The sequence below is a fragment of the Puia dinghuensis genome (assembly GCF_014642875.1).
Classification (GTDB): Bacteria; Bacteroidota; Bacteroidia; order Chitinophagales; family Chitinophagaceae; genus Puia; species Puia dinghuensis.
Window position 1 is genome coordinate 149172 of record NZ_BMJC01000007.1, and the last position, 21652, is coordinate 170823.

23 protein-coding genes are annotated in these 21652 nt (G+C 52.3%); 17 read left to right on the forward strand and 6 right to left on the reverse strand.

Translation table 11 applies throughout. The features are described from left to right. Positions 1–49: 49 nt before the first annotated feature. Positions 50–655 carry a Crp/Fnr family transcriptional regulator gene (locus IEY39_RS27715; RefSeq protein WP_188937797.1) on the reverse strand — a complete coding sequence of 202 codons (606 nt, stop codon included), beginning with the start codon at positions 653–655 and terminating at the stop codon, positions 50–52. Between the two features lie 89 nt (positions 656–744). Further along, a complete protein-coding gene (locus tag IEY39_RS27720) occupies positions 745–1116 on the reverse strand; it encodes a hypothetical protein (protein WP_188937798.1) in 372 nt (123 codons plus the stop codon). Positions 1117–1279: 163 nt separating this feature from the next. Between IEY39_RS27720 and IEY39_RS27725 the strand changes: the two genes are divergently transcribed. After that, positions 1280–1858 carry a Crp/Fnr family transcriptional regulator gene (locus tag IEY39_RS27725; protein WP_188937799.1) on the forward strand — a complete coding sequence of 193 codons (579 nt, stop codon included), beginning with the start codon at positions 1280–1282 and terminating at the stop codon, positions 1856–1858. A 197-nt stretch (positions 1859–2055) separates the two neighbouring features. Next, the gene (locus tag IEY39_RS27730; protein ID WP_188937801.1) at positions 2056–2613 is read left to right on the forward strand and encodes a hypothetical protein; all 558 of its coding nucleotides are present in this window, start codon (positions 2056–2058) and stop codon (positions 2611–2613) included. Positions 2614–2615: 2 nt separating this feature from the next. On the opposite strand, the gene IEY39_RS27735 is transcribed toward IEY39_RS27730, so the two are convergent. Together IEY39_RS27735 and IEY39_RS30295 are read right to left on the reverse strand one after the other, a co-directional pair. Further along, the gene (locus IEY39_RS27735; RefSeq protein WP_188937803.1) at positions 2616–3026 is read right to left on the reverse strand and encodes a hypothetical protein; all 411 of its coding nucleotides are present in this window, start codon (positions 3024–3026) and stop codon (positions 2616–2618) included. A gap of 88 nt (positions 3027–3114) precedes the next feature. After that, complete coding sequence (locus tag IEY39_RS30295) at positions 3115–3345, reverse strand: helix-turn-helix domain-containing protein (RefSeq protein ID WP_188937804.1); 231 nt, start codon at positions 3343–3345, stop codon at positions 3115–3117. 232 nt (positions 3346–3577) lie between these two features. Here IEY39_RS30295 and IEY39_RS27745 point away from each other — a divergent pair, with 232 nt between their 5' ends. From IEY39_RS27745 to IEY39_RS27800, 12 genes are read left to right on the forward strand one after another with little or no spacing between them, the layout of a single operon-like run. Then, on the forward strand, positions 3578–3988 hold the full coding sequence (locus tag IEY39_RS27745) for a DUF4134 domain-containing protein (protein WP_229689116.1): 411 nt from the start codon (positions 3578–3580) through the stop codon (positions 3986–3988). 9 nt (positions 3989–3997) lie between these two features. After that, positions 3998–4318, forward strand: coding sequence for a DUF4133 domain-containing protein (locus tag IEY39_RS27750; RefSeq protein ID WP_188937806.1), 321 nt, complete (start codon positions 3998–4000; stop codon positions 4316–4318). A 5-nt stretch (positions 4319–4323) separates the two neighbouring features. Continuing rightward, positions 4324–7464, forward strand: a complete 3141-nt coding sequence (locus tag IEY39_RS27755) for a TraG family conjugative transposon ATPase (protein ID WP_188937808.1) — start codon at positions 4324–4326, stop codon at positions 7462–7464. Further along, on the forward strand, positions 7461–7805 hold the full coding sequence (locus tag IEY39_RS27760) for a hypothetical protein (RefSeq protein ID WP_188937809.1): 345 nt from the start codon (positions 7461–7463) through the stop codon (positions 7803–7805). Before IEY39_RS27755 ends, IEY39_RS27760 begins: the two co-directional genes overlap by 4 nt. 10 nt (positions 7806–7815) lie before the next feature. Continuing rightward, positions 7816–8448 carry a TerB family tellurite resistance protein gene (locus IEY39_RS27765; RefSeq protein WP_188937811.1) on the forward strand — a complete coding sequence of 211 codons (633 nt, stop codon included), beginning with the start codon at positions 7816–7818 and terminating at the stop codon, positions 8446–8448. After that, a complete protein-coding gene (traJ, locus tag IEY39_RS27770; RefSeq protein WP_188937813.1) occupies positions 8432–9382 on the forward strand; it encodes a conjugative transposon protein TraJ in 951 nt (316 codons plus the stop codon). The genes IEY39_RS27765 and traJ overlap by 17 nt, the downstream gene beginning before the upstream one ends. 11 nt (positions 9383–9393) lie before the next feature. Continuing rightward, positions 9394–9861 carry a conjugative transposon protein TraK gene (traK, locus tag IEY39_RS27775; protein ID WP_188937815.1) on the forward strand — a complete coding sequence of 156 codons (468 nt, stop codon included), beginning with the start codon at positions 9394–9396 and terminating at the stop codon, positions 9859–9861. A gap of 23 nt (positions 9862–9884) precedes the next feature. Continuing rightward, entirely contained in the window at positions 9885–10079 is a 195-nt protein-coding gene (locus IEY39_RS27780) for a hypothetical protein (RefSeq protein ID WP_188937817.1), read from the forward strand. Positions 10080–10090: 11 nt separating this feature from the next. Further along, positions 10091–11620, forward strand: coding sequence for a conjugative transposon protein TraM (gene traM, locus IEY39_RS27785; protein WP_188937818.1), 1530 nt, complete (start codon positions 10091–10093; stop codon positions 11618–11620). Then, positions 11598–11960 carry a hypothetical protein gene (locus tag IEY39_RS27790; RefSeq protein ID WP_188937819.1) on the forward strand — a complete coding sequence of 121 codons (363 nt, stop codon included), beginning with the start codon at positions 11598–11600 and terminating at the stop codon, positions 11958–11960. Before traM ends, IEY39_RS27790 begins: the two co-directional genes overlap by 23 nt. Next, positions 11915–12979 (forward strand): relaxase/mobilization nuclease domain-containing protein, encoded by a 1065-nt coding sequence (locus IEY39_RS27795; RefSeq protein WP_188937821.1) that lies wholly within the window; start codon positions 11915–11917, stop codon positions 12977–12979. The genes IEY39_RS27790 and IEY39_RS27795 overlap by 46 nt, the downstream gene beginning before the upstream one ends. Positions 12980–12991: 12 nt before the next feature. Next, the gene (locus tag IEY39_RS27800) at positions 12992–14944 is read left to right on the forward strand and encodes a YWFCY domain-containing protein (protein WP_188937823.1); all 1953 of its coding nucleotides are present in this window, start codon (positions 12992–12994) and stop codon (positions 14942–14944) included. Positions 14945–14988: 44 nt separating this feature from the next. Here the strand turns inward: IEY39_RS27800 and IEY39_RS27805 are convergent, their stop codons facing one another. Then, positions 14989–15258, reverse strand: a complete 270-nt coding sequence (locus IEY39_RS27805) for an HTH domain-containing protein (protein WP_188937824.1) — start codon at positions 15256–15258, stop codon at positions 14989–14991. 428 nt (positions 15259–15686) lie between these two features. On the opposite strand from IEY39_RS27805, the gene IEY39_RS27810 reads away from it, so the two are divergent. The 3 genes from IEY39_RS27810 (at position 15687) to IEY39_RS27820 (ending at position 20592) form a co-directional block, all read left to right on the forward strand. Beyond that, the gene (locus tag IEY39_RS27810; protein WP_188937826.1) at positions 15687–16271 is read left to right on the forward strand and encodes an RNA polymerase sigma factor; all 585 of its coding nucleotides are present in this window, start codon (positions 15687–15689) and stop codon (positions 16269–16271) included. Between the two features lie 111 nt (positions 16272–16382). Next, a complete protein-coding gene (locus IEY39_RS27815) occupies positions 16383–18902 on the forward strand; it encodes a GH116 family glycosyl hydrolase (protein ID WP_188937827.1) in 2520 nt (839 codons plus the stop codon). Positions 18903–18966: 64 nt separating this feature from the next. Beyond that, positions 18967–20592 (forward strand): DUF8728 domain-containing protein, encoded by a 1626-nt coding sequence (locus tag IEY39_RS27820; protein ID WP_188937829.1) that lies wholly within the window; start codon positions 18967–18969, stop codon positions 20590–20592. A gap of 31 nt (positions 20593–20623) precedes the next feature. On the opposite strand, the gene IEY39_RS27825 is transcribed toward IEY39_RS27820, so the two are convergent. Then, a complete protein-coding gene (locus IEY39_RS27825) occupies positions 20624–21559 on the reverse strand; it encodes a TlpA family protein disulfide reductase (protein ID WP_188937830.1) in 936 nt (311 codons plus the stop codon). Positions 21560–21652: the final 93 nt, after the last annotated feature.

Below are 21652 nucleotides of genomic sequence, written 5' to 3' on the forward strand. Positions count from 1 at the left end.
TAAGGTTTTTAATTGACTGATTTTTTCATGCGGCGCCTGTCAACGCCTATTATCGCTTACGCCGCCTAACGGAGGACATGTTTAATTTTATCCTGCTTGAATGTAGATGGCGGAAGACATTTTCCGGAATGGATGTATAACTAGGGAGGTAGGGGATAGGAACGCGATCGAGTAATTCAGGCGAGTACAAGCGAAGTCGATCATAATTCGAACTATCCCAACCTGGTCGAGAACAACGACGTCTCTCCTGCATGGCCATCACGTCTTTTTGTAGAATGGTGCAATATTGCCTCTGGAATTGCGGGAACTTTTTAGTCAAAGTGTCGACGAGCGAACCAGGGAAGCGCCATAGTATACTATCTTCCAGCGCCTGGATGCCTTGCTCCTGCTCCGATTCTTCAGGAAATAATACTCTCAAAGTAATGATAAAATTATCCTCTTTTTTGAACCGGAAGGTTACTTGCTCGCCTTTTTCGAGGATAAAGATGCGTAACAAACCCTTTTCAACGAAATAGAAATCATCGGTGACTGTGCCAATCGGTTGAAAGACCTCATGTTTGCGGATAACCATAGGATGAACATTTTCCCGAAGGGTGGTTTCCAGCTCGAGGGGCATTCGCTTATAGCTTTTAAGGATCTTGATGTAGCGTTCCATAAAGGGATAGGTTTCGTTGAAAGGTGAATGATAAAAATGTGAGTTATTTCAAACCCTGTTTGTAAACATATAGTCGAAAAGAAAACGGTTCACACATTTTCCACATCTGCCAAGTCCGAATTAACCTGAGCCAATCGCTCTTTAAATTGAATTACCCTATGAAGATATTTGGAATAAATTTTGCTGGTTGGACGGAAATCGTGATCGATAAGGAGTTGAAATACATAACAATCATCCGATAGCTTTATACATCCGATATAGTCCTTAATGTCGCACCACACCGGAAGGATTAAATACACTTCCATTGCCAATGCCGCCCGAAGTTCGTCATCGCTCCTGATCGTATAAGCAAGTCCCGGACCGCTTATTTCATCCAGCCTACTTTCGCTTTCCGTAAAAACGTAGACTTCCCCGGGTTTTATGATCCCCTTCACCGATATACCATCTAATAACTTGTCCATAAATCTTTCATTTAATTAGGTTAAAGAATTCTTGATGACTTTGATGTAGTAAAAATATGCTCACTCTTGTTAATTACAAATGACATTTGTCAGATTCTAACTGCGCATATGGTTCGCCGATTATATGTATGTTCGCTCTTAATAACCTTTTAATCTTTACCTAATGGAAGAATTACTGCAATTCCTGTCCTCTATTCGTCAGCTATCTCGTAATTGCGCAGATTACCTATACGAAAACGTCGAATGTCGGGAACTTCGAAAGAAAGACGTGCTTTTGAAGATCGGTGAGATCAACCGGCATCTCTATTTTATCAAAAAGGGGCTTTTGTATTCCTACTATTATGTTAATGATAATCCTGTTCCGGCCTGGTTCTTCGGGCCTGGTCATACAGTTGTATCCACGCGTAGTTTCTACAACCAGGTGCCCAGTCATGCATGCATCGAGGTATTGGAAGATTGCGAGTTGTACTATTTTACCAAAGAGAAATTTGATTGTGCAAAAAAGACCTTTCATGAATTTAGCCTAATTGCCAATGAACTCTACCCCAAATATGTTATGGAGTTTGAGAGATACGCCGAAATGATCAGATATTACAAGGCTAAAGAAAAATATCAATTTCTTCTCTCGGAAAGGCCGGAATTGATTCAACAAGTTCCGGTCAAATTGTTGGCTCCCTGGCTTGGCATGCGCGAGGCGACTTTAAGCCGGATGCGTAGCCGAAATGGCGGAAAAAATAAATAATCTGACATTTATCAATAATTGCCAATTTACCTGCACTTATCTTTGATCTGCAAGTACCAAATACTGTGAGATAAGATAACGAGGAGAGAGGCATTGGCTAAACTTGGTACGGGGTACCGGCAACGCAAAGCCGGCCCCGTTTCTATTTTCCGGTGGTGGGTATCAAGTTTAGTTTGTTAAACCCAAAATGAGGAAGAATGGAAAAGGTCGTAAAAGAAAGGATGCAGGAGCTGGAACAAGCCATCCTTTCCAGTGAAAGTGAGCCAAGCCGGTTGAATAAGATTTCCCGCTATCTACTACTGGCTAGCCAGGCAATTGTACAGATAGTGGAAGAGATGAGAAATGACCCGGAGATGAAGCAGAGAGAGAATCTGGTGGCCTGTCTGTTATCCTATATTGAATACGCCGTGTTGTCTAGCAGGGAAGCAAATACTCAAAAGGCTGAGCCGGCGGACACCACACCGGGCCCAGTGGTAACCTATAAAGGAAAGGCCATCGACCTTGTTGAATTAGGGATGGGCATCTGGCTCTCAGAAGACGTCCACGTAGACGGCAAGCCTGCCACTCAGAAATTTATCCGACAGGCCTTGGAGATGCTATTCGGCGTTTCTCTTGCCCAGTGGGACAGCCGGGTACAAGAGCTGAAGAGAAGAACAAAGGACCACCGCCTCAGCAAATACAATGAAATAACTCGACGACTTGATGCCTATCTCGATCAGTTGTCGGATGACCGGCCAAAAAGGTATTCGTTTTGAACTTATGCATCGACTGCCGGAGGCTTCTTTCGCCGGACCATACAGAAAAGGAATAGCCCAAACAGGAGAGCATACACGATGCAAAACCTGGTATCAGAATGATCTGAAAAGGTATTGATGTGCCTGGTCGATCGGGCATACACTGGTCTAAACCGGGCTTTAAACCTGGCCAGTTGCCCCTTCCTCATTTTGCCGGAGGGACGGATGTCTTCAATTGACTTTTTAAAATAGGATTGACATTGCCGCCACGAACTGCGATAGATGAAGGTGCCCAGGTGTAGCAGGAAAAAGACGATAAAGCAAGCCACGATTAATTTCGTTGCAAGCGATGGCTGATGATAACTCATCCATCCGAGGCCGCCTACTGCTGAGATGGCAACGCCTGTAATAATGCCCGACAATATGGTATCCATACCCTTTGTTTTAAGGATTTACAATTTTTTGCCTTAAAATTTGGTTGGAAACCTAGGGACAGCAATATGCGATGAACGGAACTGCGAATCACTCCTTTCCGCAGATCAAATAGCAGAGTTCTACCTTGAAAAAATCGGCCAGGACAATAATAGTTTTCAGTGTTGGATTGCCTTTCCCATTCTCAATTTCATTGATATTTGTATGGTCCATATCGACCTCTAACGCCAGTTCCCTGGTGCTCAGATTACGCTCATTTCGAAGCTTTTTTAACCTTTCGCCGAATCCTTTTAATATTTCTTTTTCCCGGATAGGGTCCATTTAGCTAAAATCAATAAATCTGCTGAAAATACTGTTCGGTTATAACCGAACTGCCAATATTTTTGTTTTGAATCTAAGTGACCAAAAAATAAGACAGGAGCGGAAAAGCAGCTTAATAATCAGTGCCTTATAAAGGCACTTCTATAGTATAGTCTATACTATAGAAGTCAGGGTTAGCCGAAAAGCAACATTTGTGTCGAAACAATTTTTTTCACCAAAAACTTCGATCCAAATGTTACACGCAATCACTTGGGGCAGCTTCTTTACAGCGTTGCTCCTTTCGACGGCTGCCTACTACAGCATTCTCTGCCTTTTATTCTATCGTAACAAGCTCTTTCAGCGGATGCGCCAAAAAGGGCCCCTGGTGGCGATTGGCCTGCTGAGCAGTATTGCCCTTCATGCCCAGGACGGAAACGCGGGCATCACACAAGCGAATACCATGATTAGAAACTACTATGCCGACGGGGTGAATTTAATGTATGCTATCGCCGCCATATTAGGCCTGGTCGGCGCCGTTAAGGTGTATAGGGAGTGGAACCATGGACACCAGCAAGAAGCGTACAGAGCCGCAGCAGGGTGGTTCGGCTCATGTGTTTTCCTTGTCGTGGTAGCTACAGTGATCAAAAGCTTTTTCGGAATCTAAAAATGCGAGATGACAACGAGTGTCTATCCCAATTACCGGGCCATGAGCCGCCCCATTACGTTCAAAGGCTTCCGCGGTCAATACATCCTGGTCGCTGCCGCCTCGCTGGTCATCGACCTCCTACTCTTCGTCATCCTCTATTGCTGCGGAGTAACACCCCTGATCTGCATCCTGCTGGTCTTCGGACTGGGCGCTGCAGCACTATGGACGACAGCAAGATTGAGCCGGCGATTCGGCGCCCATGGCCTTATGAAACACTTTGCCGCCAAGCGCGTCCCCCGGGTAGTGCGCTTCAACAGCCGGCGGGTATACTTTAACCTTATAAAATAACAGTTATGCGTTCTTACCAAATTCACACCTTTCTCCCTATTCAGGAGATCGATAATAATTGCCTGCTCAGCCGCAATGGCGACATCGCCATCGCCTGCGCCGTAACCAAACAGCCTCTCTACGACCTCTCCCCGGCGGAATACGGCCGGCTGCACGAGACCCTGCAGAAAGCAATGGAGCTCTTCACCTACGGCACCATCGTTCATTTCCAGGATATCTACAACAATACCGCCTGGACCGATCTCACCCTTCCGACCGATACCGGCGACATTCTCGCCGACAGCAGCAACCGCCATTTCAATGGCCGGCTTTACCGGATGCAACGATCGTTTTTATACATCACCAAACGAACAGCCACCAGGCGGCCGCCAGACTCGTCACTGTCTTCGCTGCTAAGGTCGGCACACGACCCGCAATACTGCTCCACCCAGGCCGAAATAGATGCTTTTCTTGCGGAATGCCGCCAGTTCATCGATGGCCTGAATGCCAGCGGTGTCATCCAACTGAAGCATCTCACCGGAGAAGACCTAATGGGTACCATGTCGCGGACAGGGCTGTTGGAACAATACATGACGCTCGAACAATTCCAGCGAGCCGCCGTCCTGCAGGACGTCGACATCGACAAAGGCGAGATCCGCGTCGGCAGAAAACGGCTGGTGCTCTACACCCTCGCCGATGCCGCCAACCTTCCATCGCAATGCAGTCCCTTCCGGCTCTATGAACCCTACAGCACGGCCAATACCAATTATCCTATCGGTCATGCGACTACGCTCGGTCCGCTGCTGGACGTCGACCACATCTGCAACCTGTACATCGAGAAGTTCGATGCCAGAGACGAACTGCAAAGACTGGAAACACAACGTCGCCGCCTTCATAGCATGGCAGGGGCCGACCGGACCAACGCCGCGACCGCCGCGGACATCGACGCCTTCCTCGACCAGGCGGCAAAACCCGGCCAATGGGTGGTCCGCGTACACCAGAACATCCTGGGGTGGACCGAAGACCCGGCCTTTCTTCCGGAACTGAACAGCCGTATCATCACCGCCATCCACCGCACCGGCGCTACGCCCCATCTCGAAACGGTGGGCGCCCCCCAGATCTGGTGGGCCGGCATCCCGGGCAACGCCGGCGACCTCCCGGTGAACGAGACTTTCCTCAGCTTCCCCGGAGCGGCGCTCTGTTGGCTGATCCCCGAAGGGAGCGACCCCACCACAAAGACAACTACCCCCTCAGGCATCCGCCTGGGGGACCGTCACACGGGCATCCCCGTCAACGTAGACCTCTCCGACGAACCACTGAAGAAAGGCTGGATCACTAACAGAAATAAATTTATCCTCGGTGGCAGCGGCAGCGGGAAATCATTTTTCACGAACCTTCTCGTCCGCAGCTACCATGCCCAGCGCGCCCATATCGTCCTGCTCGACATCGGCGGCAGCTATAAGTCGCTATGTCAGCTGCTCGACGGCTACTATTTCGAATGCGCGGAGGCCAACCCCATCCGGTTCAACCCCTTTCTGCTTGCAGAAGGCGAGACCCTCGACACCGAGAAAAAGGAAAGCCTCAAGGCTCTGCTGCTTACCCTCTGGAAAAAGACGGACGAAGGCTTCCGCCGCAGCGAATATGTGGCCCTGTCCAATATGATTGAGGGCTATTACGCCTGGCTGGCGGATATCCCGTCGACAACGCCCTGCTTCGACAGCTTTTACGAGTGGACGCGGGACGTTTTCCAGCCGCGCGTCGTTGAAGTGGGTGTCCGCGAAAGCGATTTCGACTGCCGCAACCTGCTCTATGTTCTCCGCCCCTACTATAAGGGTGGAGAATATGACTACCTACTGAACGCTACGGAAAACACCGATCTCTTCCACCAGCGCCTCATCGTCTTCGACCTGGATGCGATCAAGGACCATCCAATTCTTTTCCCGATCACGACCATTATCATCATGGAGCTGTTCACCAGCAAGATGCGGAAGTTGAAGGGCGTCAGGAAGGTCATATTGTTGGAAGAAGCCTGGAAGGCCATCGCCAAGGAAGGGATGAGCGACTATGTGAAATATCTGTTCAAGACCGTTCGCAAATTCTACGGCGAGGCCATCGTCGTCACCCAGGATATCGAAGACATCGTCTCCAGCCCCGTGGTGAAGAACGCGATCATCAACAACGCCGACTGCAAGATCCTGCTCGACCAGAGCAAATTCCTCAACCGCTTCGACCAGATACAGGAACTGCTCGGCCTCACGGAGAAAGACAAAACCATGGTGCTTTCGCTCAACCGGGCCAACGACCCTAACCTCAAATACAAAGAGGTTTTCATCGGTCTCGGCGCCGATCATGGCAGGGTATACCGGGTCGAAGTCCCGCTGGAGGAATACCTGGTGTACACCACGGAAGAGAAGGAGAAGGTGAAGGTGTTCGAATATGCCGGGCAGCATGGCAGCCTTTGGAAGGGTATCGATGCACTGGCGGCCGATATCCGCAGCGGAGCGGTGAAGTTGCTGGTCGCAGCACTATTGACTGGTCTTTTCCTGCTGGCGCCCCATGCCCGGGCTTCGGCACAGGTCGATATTATCGGCGACGCCATCAAGGAAGCGCTCGAGTCCGCCGATCTACATATCCAGCGGCTGCAGACGAAGACGATCTTGCTGCAGAATGCCGAGAAGGCGCTTGAGAATACGATGGCCGGCGACCTGCTGGATGATATAACGGGCTGGGTGCAGCAACAAAAAGACCTCTACGGCGAATACTACAACGAGCTGTGGCAGGTGAAAGACGCATTCGTCCATTATAGTAAGGTGGTAACACTGCTCGACCGGCAGGCACAGCTTGTCAGCGATTACCAGCGAGCCACCGCGGCAGTGAAACAGGATGCGCATTTCAGTCCGGGGGAGTTGACGCATATCCTTAGCGTCTACAGCGGTATCCTCGATGCGAGTATCCGGGATGTCGGGCGACTGGCCACCGTTCTCACGGGCTTCGCCACGCAGATGGACGATGCGGCCCGCCTCCGGCTGCTCGACGAGACGGCCGCGGACATCGACCGCAACTCCGCCACCCTGCGCACCTTCACCCAGGAGAACAGCCTGCTGAGCCTCCAGCGTGCCAAGGATGCGGCAGACATTCAGGTGATCCAAAAACTCTACGGACTATGAACCGCTTATTGCTCATTAGCGCCCTTTGCGGCGGCCTGGCGCTGCCAGGGCATGCCCAGTCCATCCGCACCTGGATCGAGGAATTGGCGGCCTTGCAGACACTCGAGCATACGATCCAACAGGGATACCAGACCGTCAGCAGCGGGCTGCAAACGATCGACGCCATCCGCCGCGGCGAGTACGGGCTTCACAGCACATATTTCAGCAGCCTGGACAGGGTCAAGCCAGTCGTCACAGGCGATCCCCGGGTACAAGCGCTTCGCAGCCGGCTGACGGCGCTGATCGCCCAGTTGCAGGCGGCCCTGGATTACTGGAAACGGCAACCTATTGTTTCACCATAAAACCATTCTTATGCTAAAAATGATCTTGATCCTGGCGTTCGGGCTTGTCTCGGTGACCGGCCGCAGCCAGTCCATCCTCGATCTCACCGAGCAGCTGGCCTTCGACGTCGAGAAGCTGCATTCGATGAAGTCGACGCTACAGGAGATGTATGACGGGTACACTGAGCTGAAGACGGGTTATACCCATATCCGCGACATCGCCCGCGACAATTTCAACCTCCACAAGGCCTTTCTCGATGCGCTGTGGGTGGTGCATCCCGCCGTCCGGGATGACCCGCGGCTGGACGAAATCCTCAACACAACGGCTCGCATCGTGGGGAACTGGCGCTCGGCGACGGCAAGGCTGGGCGGCAACCCGGTGTTCACCGCGCAGGAGCGGGGCTATATCACGAGCACGCTCTCGGCCTTGCTAAACCGTTGTAGCCAGGCCCTGGAAGAGCTGGCGATGGTGACCACCGACGATGAGCTCCGAATGTCGGACGCCCAGCGGTTGGTGTCGCTCGACCGCATCGATGCCGAGGTTCGGAGTGAGGCTGCTTTTCTGCAACAATTCAATAATAGCCTTGCCGTGGAAGCTGCGCGGCGGCAGCGCGAGGCCGGAGACATTAACACCTTAAAAAAATTATATGGTCTACCTGATTGATATCTCCGCCGACATCGGCGGACTGCAGGGCGTCCTGCGGCAAGTGTATAATACGATGATCGTCCATTGCAGCGACCTCATCGGCATCAGCAGCGCCATCGCCGGCTTCGGCACGCTGTGGTATGTCGCCGCGCACGTCTGGATGAAGATCTCCAAGGCTCAACCCGTAGAAATGGAGGCGCTATACCGGCCCTTTGCCATCGGCATCGCGATCGCGCTGTGGCCCTATGTCATCGGACTGATCAACGGAGTGATGGAGCCTACCGTAACGGGTACGGCGGCGATCTACACCGATGCCAACCAGGGGGTGGCGACGCTGTTGCAGCAAAAGGAACAGGCCCTCGAGCAAAGCAGCGACTGGCAGATGTATGTCGGGTCGAACGGCGGCGGGAGCCTGGACAAATGGGAGGAACTGTCGGGTGAGGCCGACTCGGGGATGTTCTCCGGGCTATCCAACCGGGTGAAATTCGAGATGGCCAAGACTGCTTATAACCTGCGCAATTCGGTGAAGGTGTGGCTATCGGAGATACTGCAGGTGCTGTACGAGGCCGCGGCGCTTTGCATCAACACGGTGCGAACGTTCTACCTGGTGATATTGGCTATACTCGGTCCGCTCGCGTTAGCCTTCTCGGTATACCGCGGGCTCGAAGACAGCATCAGCCAGTGGTTCTCACGCTACCTCCACGTCTTTCTCTGGCTACCCGTGGCCAACATCTTCGGTTCGCTGATCGCCCAGATACAACAGGAGATGATCAAGCTCGACATCGCCCAGCTGAGTGCCACGGGGCAGACGACGTTCGGGGCTACCGATGCCGCGTACCTCGTGTTTTTGCTGATGGGCATCGTCGGGTATTTCACGGTGCCCTCGGTAACGCATTATATCATCCGCAGCGCGGGGATGGGCGCCCGGCTATGGCGGACACGCTTAACCTAAAACGAATGACTATGTTTCCAAAGACAAGAAATATTGAAACCTCTTTCCGGCATATCCGGTTGTTCACCGCTGTGGTGGTGGCGGGAAGTATGTTGTTGTGCGGCTTTGTCGTCTGGCAGTCGCTGCGCGCCGTCGGCCGCGTCCAGGACAGGATCTACATCCTTGAGTCCGGCAAGGCGCTGGAAGCCATAGCCGCCAGCCGGCGGGAGAACATTCCCGTGGAGGCGCGGGACCATATCCGCAGCTTTCATACGGATTTCTTTTCGCTCGATCCGGACGAGAAGGTGATCACCGCAAATGTCACCAGGGCCTTGTATCTCGCCGATGGCAGCGCCCGCCGGATGTATGAGAGCCTGCGGGAGAACGGCTATTACAGCGGCATCATCGCCGGCAATATCAGCCAGGAGATAACCATCGACAGCATCGCACTTGACATGCACAGCTATCCCATATCGCCGGCAATATCAGCCAGGAGATAACCATCGACAGCATCGCACTTGACATGCACAGCTATCCCATCTATTTCCGGTGCTATGCGACGGAGAAGATCATCCGGCCGACGAGTATGGTTACACGCAACCTGCTCACCGAGGGCTGGCTGCGGAATACGGGCCGGAGTGATAATAATCCCCATGGGTTTCTCATCGAACGGTGGGAGATTATCGACAACCATGATTTAAAAGTTGAAACACGTTAAAATGAAAAAATATGAAACTAATCATCACCAGGCAAAAGCGAAATTTCCTCCTTTGCCTGCCCCTTATCGTCCTTCCCTTTCTTTGTCTCGTCTTCCATGTGCTTGGCGGCGGCCGCGGCAACACAAACACTGGAAGCAAGGCCGTTGGCGGACTTAATATCCAACTGCCGGCGTCGCCGTTCGATCCGGCGAAAGCTTTCCAGGATAAGTTGAAGGCTTATCAGCAGGCGGAGAGTGATTCGGCGAGGAAGGCGCAGTACCAGCGGCAGGATCCTTATCGAAGGGATAGTGTTGTAGTGGCTCATCATTCAGTGGCGGCTGCGCCACCACAGGGTGATGCCCGGGCGGATGCGTTGTTGAGGCAGTTGGATCGCCTGCGGCAATCGGTGCATCAGCCGTCTGCGCCGGTGCGGTCAATGCCGCTTTCTCCGGTGGTGGGTGAAGTGAGTCAGCAAGAGCCAGTGGCCGACCCGCAGATCGACCGGTTGAATGCGATGCTCGACAAGGTGATCCGCATCCAGCATCCGCAGGAGCAAGCCTCACCGGCAACTGTGGCGGCGGCTGTTGTCCGGACAACGGATGCCGTTTTGCCGGGAGATTCCACTGTCAACAGTATCGCCGCGGTGGTGACCGAAGATCAGACGCTGACGGCAGGGACGACCATTGCCCTGCGGATCGTGGATTCCATCCGGATCAACGGGCGGGTTGTGCCGGCAGGGCAGCTGGTGTATGGAACAGTGACGTTGAATGGGGACCGGTTGTCTGTACATATCGGTGCGCTGCGGGAGGGGCGGAACCTTTATCCTACCGACTGGCAGGTGTACGATCTCGATGGGTTGGCGGGCATCCATATTCCGGGATTGCTGGGCCGGGATGTGGCCAAGCAATCGGCGGACCAGGGAGTGAGTTCGCTCAATCTTATGACCCTCGACCCGAGCCTTGGCGCGCAGGCGGCGGGTGCGGGGATACAGGCGGCTAAGACCTTCCTCGGGCGAAAAGTGCGACAGGTGCGCGTGACGGTGCGGGCGGGGTACCAGGTGTTGCTGCGGGGTGCGCGAGGCTTTCAGCCTGGACGGTTCGGTGATTGGGTGCGGCCGGTGGCCGATAGCAGCCTGTTGGCACCCGATGGGCAACCGGCGGGGCCTGTACTCGAGCGCTGTCGAACCGGGGGGGTGGAGCTGCGGCTGCGGGAGATCAGGATCGCCGGCTCCTGTCTGTGGTTCGGCCTGGAATGGGTGAACCGGTCCCCCATTGGATATACGCCGGCGTATGTGCGGTGGACGGTCCGCGACCGGCGGGCTTTCCGGCGAACGGCCTTGCAGGAGGAGCCACTGGCGCCGATGAGCCAATTGGAGCTGCCGTCGGTTGACCAGGATTCGGTGCGGTGCAGCTGGGTGGGGTTCAGACCGTTTGCGCTAGCGAAGGATAAGGAGCTGATACTGGAAGCGGGTGAGAAGGGTGGGGGAAGGACCCTGCAGCTGACGATTCAATCCAAACAAATCTTAAAAGCGAAAACAGATGCAAAAGCCAGCCGATTATAAGCGCCCGGAGGTGCGCGTCCGGTATAGCGTTGAGGAGTTCCATCGACTGAAGTTGGGCTATGCCCGGACGACCTGTAATACCCTCGGCGGCTATGTCCGTAAAGTGTCCCTGGGACAGCCGGTAGAGATTGTCCACCGCAATAAATCCTTCGATGACTTTGTCGGAGAGATCGTATTGCTTCGAAAGGAAATGGCAGCGCTCCGGCAGGACCACCGGCTTTCGCCGGGTGAACAGGCGCAGCTGGTGCTGCTGCATCAAAAAATTCAGACCACCATCGATAAAATCGTACAACTATGCATGCAAATGTCCAATCAAGCCCCAGCATCGCAAAAACGCTGAACTATCACGAACAAAAGATGAGCGAGCGGGTTGCGGAATGCATCGCGGCGGAGAATTTCGTTAAGGATAGGCAGTCGCTTACCCGGGAGGATATTGAATATTCTTTTAAACAGCGGCTCTCGCTGCATGATACCATTCAAAAGCCCGTGTTTCATCCGGCACTACAGTTTGGCAAAGGAGAGAAGATTGCCGACGCTACCCTGGCGGCGATCGGGCGGGAGTATATGGAGGGGATGGGTTTTGGCGATCAACCTTATCTTATCTACCGGCATAGCGATGCACCCCGGACGCATGTCCACTTGGTCAGTCCTAAGATCGACCGCGAGGGTGAGATCATCACCATCACCAAGGAGCTCTTACAGCGGAGCCAAGAATTGACGCGAGCATTGGAACGAAAGTATGGATTGCAGACCGAATACGGCGAGCGGCATGCGGCCATGAGCCAGGTGCTGGATGAGGTGATCCCCTACTATAGCTACACCAACCTGGGTGAATTGAATGCCGTTCTGCGGCTGCATCATATGGAAGTCAACCGGGGAAAGGAGGGGACGCTCACCTGGCGAAAGAGGGGCCTCCATTATCATATCCTGAATGCCGACGGAGTGCCCGAACGGGAGTATTACCCGGCCCGGCGGTTTAGCGTGCGGCCTACGCTGACCAACCTGGAGAAGAGGTTCGTGGAAAACCAATCAGCACGCGAACGGCACCGGAGCTCCCTGACCAGCCTGATCGATTATGCGCTGACGGGGAAGCCACTCAGCCTGGAAGCGTTGAAGCAGGCGCTGGCGAAGCGTCAGGTGAGTGTAGTGGTGCGCGAGGAAAAGGAGGCCGGCCGGCAGGTGTGGTTTGTCGATCAGCTGAATAAGACGGTCTTCGAAGGGGATTCGCTGGGTCGGGAATATTCGCTTGCGGCGCTGGAGAAGCGGCTGGTGCCGGAGGAAACCTATCGGCAGCAAATTCAACAACGAGTGCAGGAACAAAACCAACGGCAAAACCACCGTTATGGGCATTCACATTAAAAACTTGTAACTATGCATTCTTCCTATAAGGATATTACGCAGTTGAGCTTAGTCATCAGCATTGCCTTGCTGGGGCTGCACTTTTATTATACCGGTTATTGGGCCTTCGACCAATGGGGCTATACCAGCCGGATCAGCGACCGGATCTTGCAGGCGGTGCATGATACCGGGGTGCTCGAGGGAGTGAGCTGTCACTTTCTTGTCGTATTCTTTCTTGCGCTTTCGTTGACTGGAACGCCGGCCACCAAGAGCCCGGCCGTTTCGTTGCGCAGCTGTCTTGTCTATGTTGGGATAGGCGCCGTGTTGTTTTGTGGTAGTCTGCTGCTTTTTGCGCGGGCGGGCGACCCGATGACGACGATCGTCTGGTATATGTTGTTGAAGACGGTCGGCTATGGACTCTTGCTGACGGGAGGCAGCCGGCTCCGGCGGCTGTTGCGGGTGCCCTGGGCCAGGAATGATCCGTTTGGGCGGAAATCGTCGGGCTTTCCGCAGGAACAACGGAAGATCGACTATGGCCTCGCACTGCATCTCCGGGCGGAGCATACCTTCAACGGCAAGACCATGTCGAGCTGGGTCAACCTGCTCAATCCCCGGCGGGGGATATTGATCCTGGGCGGTCCGGGATCGGGGAAATCGCGCTTTATCATCGAGCCGCTGATCCGGCAGCTGATGGAAAAGAAGACAGCCATCTTCCTTTACGATTTCAAATATCCTGCGCTGACGGGGCTGGTCTACCGGCATTTCCAGGCCAACCGTGGAGGATATCCGCCGCGGACGAAGTTCTATTGTATCCAGTTCAACGATCTTTCCCGCAGCCACCGCTGCAACCTCCTGGCGCCGGCCACGCTCGAGACAGTGAACGATGCCCTGGGTGTTGCCCAGACGGTGTTGCTCAGCCTGAACAAGACCTGGATCGACCGGCAGGGTGAATTCTTTGTCGAGTCGGCGGTGAATTTCCTTGGCGCACTGATCTGGTTCCTGCGCCAATACCGGGATGGCTGCTATTGTACCCTGCCCCATGCGATCGAACTGGCGCAGACACCCTATGAACGGCTGTTTCCGATGTTAGCGGCGGAACCGGAGATAGAGTCGTTGATCATGCCGTTCCAGCAAGCCTATGACAACAAGAGCTTCGAGATGCTGGACAGCCAGGTGTCGACGGCGCGGATAGCGCTGAGCCGACTGTCGTCGCCTGATCTGTATTATATCCTTACGGGCAATGATCTGAGCCTGGAGATCAACGATCCGGCGGCGCCGAAGATCCTTTGCCTGGGAGGCGACCCCGCGCGGCAGGAGGCGTTGGGGCCGATCCTTTCCCTGTACATCGACCGGCTGAACCGGCTTTGTAACCAGCCGGGCCGTTATCCCTGTGCGCTGGTCTGTGACGAGTTTGCTACGGTGCGAGCCTACAGCATGACGACCACTATCGCGACGGGGCGGAGTAATGACATTATTCCTGTTCTTGCCGTTCAGGACCTCAGCCAGCTGCGGACGCGGTATACCCGGAATGAGGCGGAGACTTTCCTCAACATCTCCGGCAACTTGCTGTGCGGGCAGGTAGGCGGGGAAACGGCGCGGTGGGTGAGCGAGCGGTTTCCGCCTATTCAACGGCAACTCAGTAGCGTTACGGCGTACAGCAGTGACACTTCAGAGAATATTTCCCTGCAGTGGGAGCCTACTGTGACGCCGGCGACGATTGCGGGGCTTTCGTCGGGGGAGTTCGTGGGGATACTGTCCGACGAGCCGGGTAGAGAGCTGGAGCTGAAGGCTTTTCATGGGCGGTTGGTACGGGAAGGGGATGGCGCGGCGGCCGCGGGCTTGCAGGGGCAGGCGAGGGTGGTCGCACCGGGACAGTTGCCGGTGGTTCGGGCAGTGGATGAAAAGGCCGTCCGGCTGCAGTTCGAGCAGGTGCGCAGGGAGGTACAGGGGCTGGTGGTGGAGGCGCTGAAGACGTTGCCAGCCTGAGTATTCCGCCATGGCCCTGTGATCATTCTTCGGTGGCCAGACGATCAATCCGCCATCGCCATCAGATCGGCATTCTCCTGCTCGTAGTGTTTTGAAATAAAGGAAATACGGAAGCGCCCTTCTTCATTATAATAATACGTACCCCGGTTACGTGAGAATTTGATGGGCGCTCCCATTTCCTTTAGCATTTTGAGGTAGTCGTACAGGCTGCGTTCGGAGATGCCGATCTTTTGCGCGCAGTTGGCGGGGGTTCCGGTGCTCTTGAGATGGATGAGATAGTCGAGCCGGATAAGGCGGTGTAATAAGGACTTCATGGCAATATGGTTTTTGCTTTTATGGATAGAACGAATACACTTTTGCTGCGCTGCTAACCGAGAGAGATGTAGAGTTGATCCTTTCAAAGCTGAGTGCCATCGGCTTCACCGGCGGAGGGGAACTGCCTGGAATCCGGCAGATCCCCTTTTTTCCGGTTGATTATATATGGGATGCTGCGAACCAGGGCCTTAGGAATGTATGGAGAGATTCCTGTTGTGTGCGGGAGTAAGTTACGACGCCGGGAGGGGAGGGGGCAAATTTTGTTGGTGCACTAAAAACAGTTTTTTGTGTACAAAACGGCGGAAAATTCGTAACTTGAATCTTATCAGCCACTTTAGACCTTTCGTCCGGCCATCCCTATTGCATGATGATTTTCAAACTCTAACAACCTGTAGATAAGTGGTCTGGAAAGATCGCTTACCCAAGAATGAAAACAACTACTCAAGGCGATGATTGGTTCCTCCTTTTCCGGGAAGGAGACAAGAATGCATTTCGGGAAGTATTCGAGCGATACTATCGCCCGATAAGTTATTTTGCGCTTAAGATCCTAAGGGATAATACTTATGCGGAAGATATTGTAAGTGAAACTTTTCGAAAGGCCTGGGATCGAAAGGATAAATTCGCCACCCCCCGCCATCTGGAGAACTTCCTTTATCTCGTTACGCGCAATGCCTGCATTTCTTACTTACGTGGGGACAGGGTAAATCAATCTACTACCCGGGAATGGATACGGATGGCGGAAGACAATGAACGAGCTGACTCGTCCATAGATCTGGAGCGTGTCCAGACAAAGTTGATGGAGGTCATTTTCCAGAAGTTGCAAGGATTACCTGGTGGCGAGGTAATCCGGATGTCCTATTTAGAAGGAAAAAGCACCCGGGAAATAGCCTCAGAACTTAGGATGACAGAAAATAATGTCTACATTATTAAATCCCGATCGCTAAAGGTGCTCCGTACGATGCTTACCAAGAATGAGTGGATGTTCTTTGTGCTCATCTTTATGCAGTGGTAAGATTCAATTCTTTACAAGTTGGGCAAGCGGATCACCGCATTTATTCTGCATTGAAAGAATCTATCTTCCAATGCGTACTAGACTAAAAATTACTCCTTTTAAGGGCATACCATGAAACTTTTTTTTACCGAATTGCTGCTGATCAGTGGGTTAGGTTTGTCGGCCCAGCCTTTATCATTTGAGCCCAAAGCCATTTCCCATCATGTCTATAATGACGTTTATACCTATGAATACACGAACCGCGTAGCTTTTCCCATTGGCGGAATGGGGGCGGGCATGTTCTGCCTGGAGGGTGCGGGCGCCATTTCGCATCTCTCTATCCGTCATCGACCGGACATGTTCAACGAGCCACCCGTTTTTGCGGCGATTACGGTGAAAGGCATGGAGAACAGCGCACGGGTGCTGGAAGGGCCAGTCCCGACCTGGAAGAAGTACGGCGAATTTAACTCTGCCTTGGGGATGCCCGGCGCCACCTGGGGATTGCGGCGATTTGCAGAATCCAGTTTCCTGGCACGTTTTCCTTTTGGGGAGATCGATCTGACGGATAAGGAGTTGCCCCTGGAAGTACATATTACAGGCTGGAGCCCGTTTGTCCCGACCGACGCGGATAATTCCAGTCTGCCAGTGGGGGCACTGGAATACCGGTTTAAGAACACCGATTCCAAACTCCGGGAATATGTATTTTCATACAATGCGCGGAATTTCCTTGCGATTCGAAAAACTCCCAATCGCATAAGGCCATTGGACCGAGGATTTATTCTCACGCAGGATAGTACCACTGATAATCCCGAATTACAGGCGGATTTTGCGATTTTCACCGATGACCCCGCGACTGTGGTGAACCATTGTTGGTTCAGGGGTGGGTGGTTTGATCCGATGACGATGGTATGGAACGATATCGAGAAAGGCATTGTCCAGGCCGGTGTGCCCCAAAAGGATGCCATTGGCGCATCCCTAATGGTACCCTTTACATTACAGCCCGGCCAGGAAAAGACCATCCGGGTGATGATGGCCTGGTATGTACCGAATTCCAAGCTGCGGATGGGCAAGGATCCTGTTGATCCCAAGGACAGTACAGTGCGCAATAGCTCAGTGGTCCTGCCTTCGCGCTATCACAAACCCTGGTATAGCAGTAAGTTTTCTGATATTGATGGTGTGGCATATTACTGGCGTGACCACTATGTTGAGCTGCGGAAAAATTCCTTGCTTTTTAGGGATGCGTTCTATAGCAGTACTCTGCCGCCTGAAGTGATTGAGGCCGTTGCCGCCAATCTAACGATTCTAAAGTCGCCAACCGTGCTTCGGCAATACGATGGCCGGTTGTGGTCTTGGGAGGGCTGTGAGGACCAGCAGGGTAGCTGCCCAGGGAACTGCGAGCATGTCTGGAATTATGCACAGGCGCTAAGCCATTTGTTTCCTGACCTGGAGCGGGGGTTGCGACGAACTGAATTCGAGGAAGATCAGAATGCCGAAGGTCATCAGGAGTTTAGGGCGATATTACCGATACGCCCCCAGGCTCACCTCTTCCATGCGGCATCAGATGGCCAACTGGGAGGGATCATGAAAATATACCGGGATTGGCGGATAAGCGGAGATAATGACTGGTTGAGGCAGCTATATCCCAGGATTAAGCTCAGTATGGATTATTGCATCCACACCTGGGATCCCCGGCATACAGGAGTGCTGGAAGAGCCGCATCATAATACCTATGACATCGAGTTTTGGGGACCTGAGCCGATGTGTACCGGTTTTTACCTGGGGGCGTTAGAGGCAATTACGAAGATGGGCATTGCCATGGGCGATGACGTAAGCCGATATGCGGACTTGCTGGCCAAGGGCAGGGGCTTCGTGGAGCAGAGTCTTTTCAATGGCGAGTATTTTTTTCAGAAGATCCAGTGGAAGGGGCTGAGCGCCGCCGACCCAGTGGAGGATTCGAAACATTCGCTTGAAGGCGGGTATTCTCCCGAGGCAATACAGCTGCTGGAGAAGGAGGGACCGAAGTATCAGTATGGCACCGGTTGTCTTTCAGATGGCATGCTCGGCGCATGGATGGCGCAGGTTTGCGGGCTAAACCAGCCTTTAGATAGCGCAAAGGTGGTGAGTCATCTGCTTTCCGTGTACAAATATAATCTTGAAAAAGACCTTGCCAGCCACAGCAATCCGCAGCGACCCACCTTTGCACTTGGCCATGAAGGGGGATTGCTGTTATGCTCCTGGCCGAAGGGCGGGAAATTGTCATTACCGTTTATTTACAGTGATGAGGTGTGGACAGGCATCGAGTACGAAGTGGCTTCGCATCTTATTTTTATGGGAAGGGTAAAGGAGGGATTGGATATTGTTCGCACTTGCCGCAACCGCTATGATGGACGCGTGCGTAATCCCTTCGACGAATATGAGTGTGGACACTGGTATGCCCGCGCCATGTCCAGCTATGCGCTACTTGAAAGCCTGACGGGTGTTCGGTATGATGCGGTAGACAAGACTTTATATGTGCGGTCGCGGGTTGGCGATTTTACTAGCTTTTTATCCACTGGCACGGGTTTTGCCACGGTGCGATTCAACAGGGGGAAGGCTACAGTCCAGACTGTGTATGGCAATATCCCTATAGAAAGGACGGTTATTTTGCAATGAAAATATATGTGCTGTACGATTGCAGGCAAGGCATGTATTTTTCGAGCGTAAAATGCCTGCCGCTATGTCATCGGTCAAATCCTTCTTTTCTGACAATTGGGTTCTACTGTTTTCTGTTTTTATGCTTCTGGTGCCTACGGTGTTGATCGAGTATAGTGTGCTCGATTTCACCCATGGAGAAATAGTGTTTGCCCAGGACGACACCTATATACATCTTGCCATTGCACGCAACCTGGCCAAGTATGGAGTTTGGGGCATTACCAAGTATGAGTTTGTGTCGGCATCCTCGTCTATTTTGTATACGCTGTTGCTGGCAGGGATTTTCAAATTGTGGCCGGCATATACGCTGGTTCCGCTGATCCTCAACTTGTCAGCTTCTGTCGGATTGCTGGTTGTCATGCATAAATGGTTGGTAAGGCAAGGTATCAGCAGGAACGCACAACTCGTTACTTTATTGCTGGTGATCTTCCTTGTACCTCTTCCAGTGCTCATAGCGTTAGGGATGGAGCATACGTTACAATGTTTGTTTAGTTTTTTATTTATTTATGAATTTTCAGATTGGTTTGGAACCAGTATGGATAAGAAGGAAAAAGAAATTTCTGTTCCATGGACGATCTATGTATATGGACTGCTGACGGCTACTGTTCGATATGAGGGTACTTTTTTAATACTGATGGGCTGTTTGATCCTGGTATATTATCGGCGCTGGCTGTTTGCCGTAAATTTGGGATTGTTCTCGCTGTTGCCCATCCTCATTTTTGGTATCTATTCTATATCTCGAGGCGGGTTTTTTATCCCGAATTCGGTGCTGATAAAATCCGGTCCGTCTCTATTGTCTACGGAAGGAATGGTAAAATTGTTTACCCATGACATTTATGATAAGTTAACAAATTACTTCGGCATGAATGGCGTATCACTGCAACGCCTTCTTTTTCTCCTCCCCTTATTGGGTTTGTTCTTTCTCGATGAGGTGCGGAAAAATAGTACCTTTCGGTTAGTTTTGATCATCCTCACGGGGGGCACCTTCCTGCATTTGGCTTTTGCGGCAAGCCTTGCTACTTTCTGCCGGTATGAAGCTTATCTCATTGGTAGCGCGATTCCTATAGTCTGCGTTCTAATGGTTTACTGGGGCAAGGTTTTCATGCATAAGAAGGGAGTATTATCCAGGGGTATAGTTGTTTATCTTTGTTTTCTCTTCATTTTCCCTTTTCTGCTGAGGAGTACCGACGCATTCGGGCGCATCTCGCTTTGTTGTATAAACATCTATGAACAGCAATACCAGGCTGGTCGTTTCTTACATCGGTACTACAATAATACGGTGGTCTCCTTCAATGACATCGGTGCAATGTCCTATCAGACGGAAGGCAGTAAAGTTGATCTCGTCGGATTAGGAACACAGGACGTTGCTATAGCTGTCAAGATGAGTCGTCGGACGCCTGCTTTTATCGATAGTATTAGCGGTGCGAAAAGGGTGAAGATCGCTGTGGTGCATGAAAACTGGTTCGAGCCGGAGACTTTTTATCCCTGGAAGAAAGTAGCTCATTGGTATGTACCGAATAACACGACGCTTGCAAGTCCTTATCTTTCTTTTTTTGCGGTCGATACGACCATCGCAGAGGGCCTGGAAAAGAATTTAAAGGCCTTTCAATCTTCGCTTCCAGCAGGTGTACTTGCGGAGTATGCAAATTGAAATTTGTTATTATCGCCGTATTAACTGTGCCTCAATTGTCGATCATTTGGGCCAATTGCGCCGCGGTGGGCTGGCCTGGGATCACCTTTTTCAGTCTTTTCTTGGCATCGTAGATAGTTATCAGTGGTGTCGTATGGCTGTTAAAGAAGCCGAAGAAAAGGTTGGCGCTATCCCTTCCCATGACGATGTTCGGGTATTGGGATAGTTTGTAAAATTCGTAGAAGGATCTCATATTCTTGAACCAATCGGGGGTAATATAGAAGATGCGAGTATCCTTAAAATCCTTGATATGGTCCTTAATATCAATGGTTAACCTCTGACAATGAACACACCATGGAGCAAAGCCCATAACGATAAACGGCTTCCCGGTGGGGATGTCCTGCGTATTGAGCCAAGTAGTGCTGTCGGTAAGCAACAGGGGAATGGATGGGATCAAGCGACCCTCCAGACCGGTCTTCTGGACGACGGGGGCCTGGAAGGCGGTGAATAACCACCAGCCAACGATGGCAAATAATCCAATAGCCGTTGTGCCGGTGAGCCATTTGAATTGCCGTGTCGGCTGTTGCCGACGCATGGCCAGGATACCGATACCGCTGAGAATCATGCAGATGGTGTTGAACAGAACGTGTTGTTTGGGCGATAATTCTTCGATGATGCCTCCGCAACTGCAAGTGAGCTGGTCGTCGATGAGCAGGATGGTGATGACGTAGATTGTGAAAAGCGTCATCAGGCCGACGGTAACATATAAGCCTTTAAGCCGCCATTTTGGGATGAACAAGGCGATGGCCAGGAGAATCTCGCCGATCGGGAGGGTCCATGCTACGATACCCGCTAGGGATGCCATCAGTGGTGAAGAGGAGAGCTGCTGGCGAAAGGTATGGATTTCGGTCAGTTTAATGCCCCCGGTGTACAGGAAGAGGAAGATGAAAAAATAGGCGATGCTGTCGGCGAGGATGCTGCGCTTCATAAAATAAGGTATAAGGAAACTGTCCTCAAGTTAGGACGGTTGATATGCTTAATCAGGATAAAAATAGGATCCCAAAAAATAACGCTTGTGCGC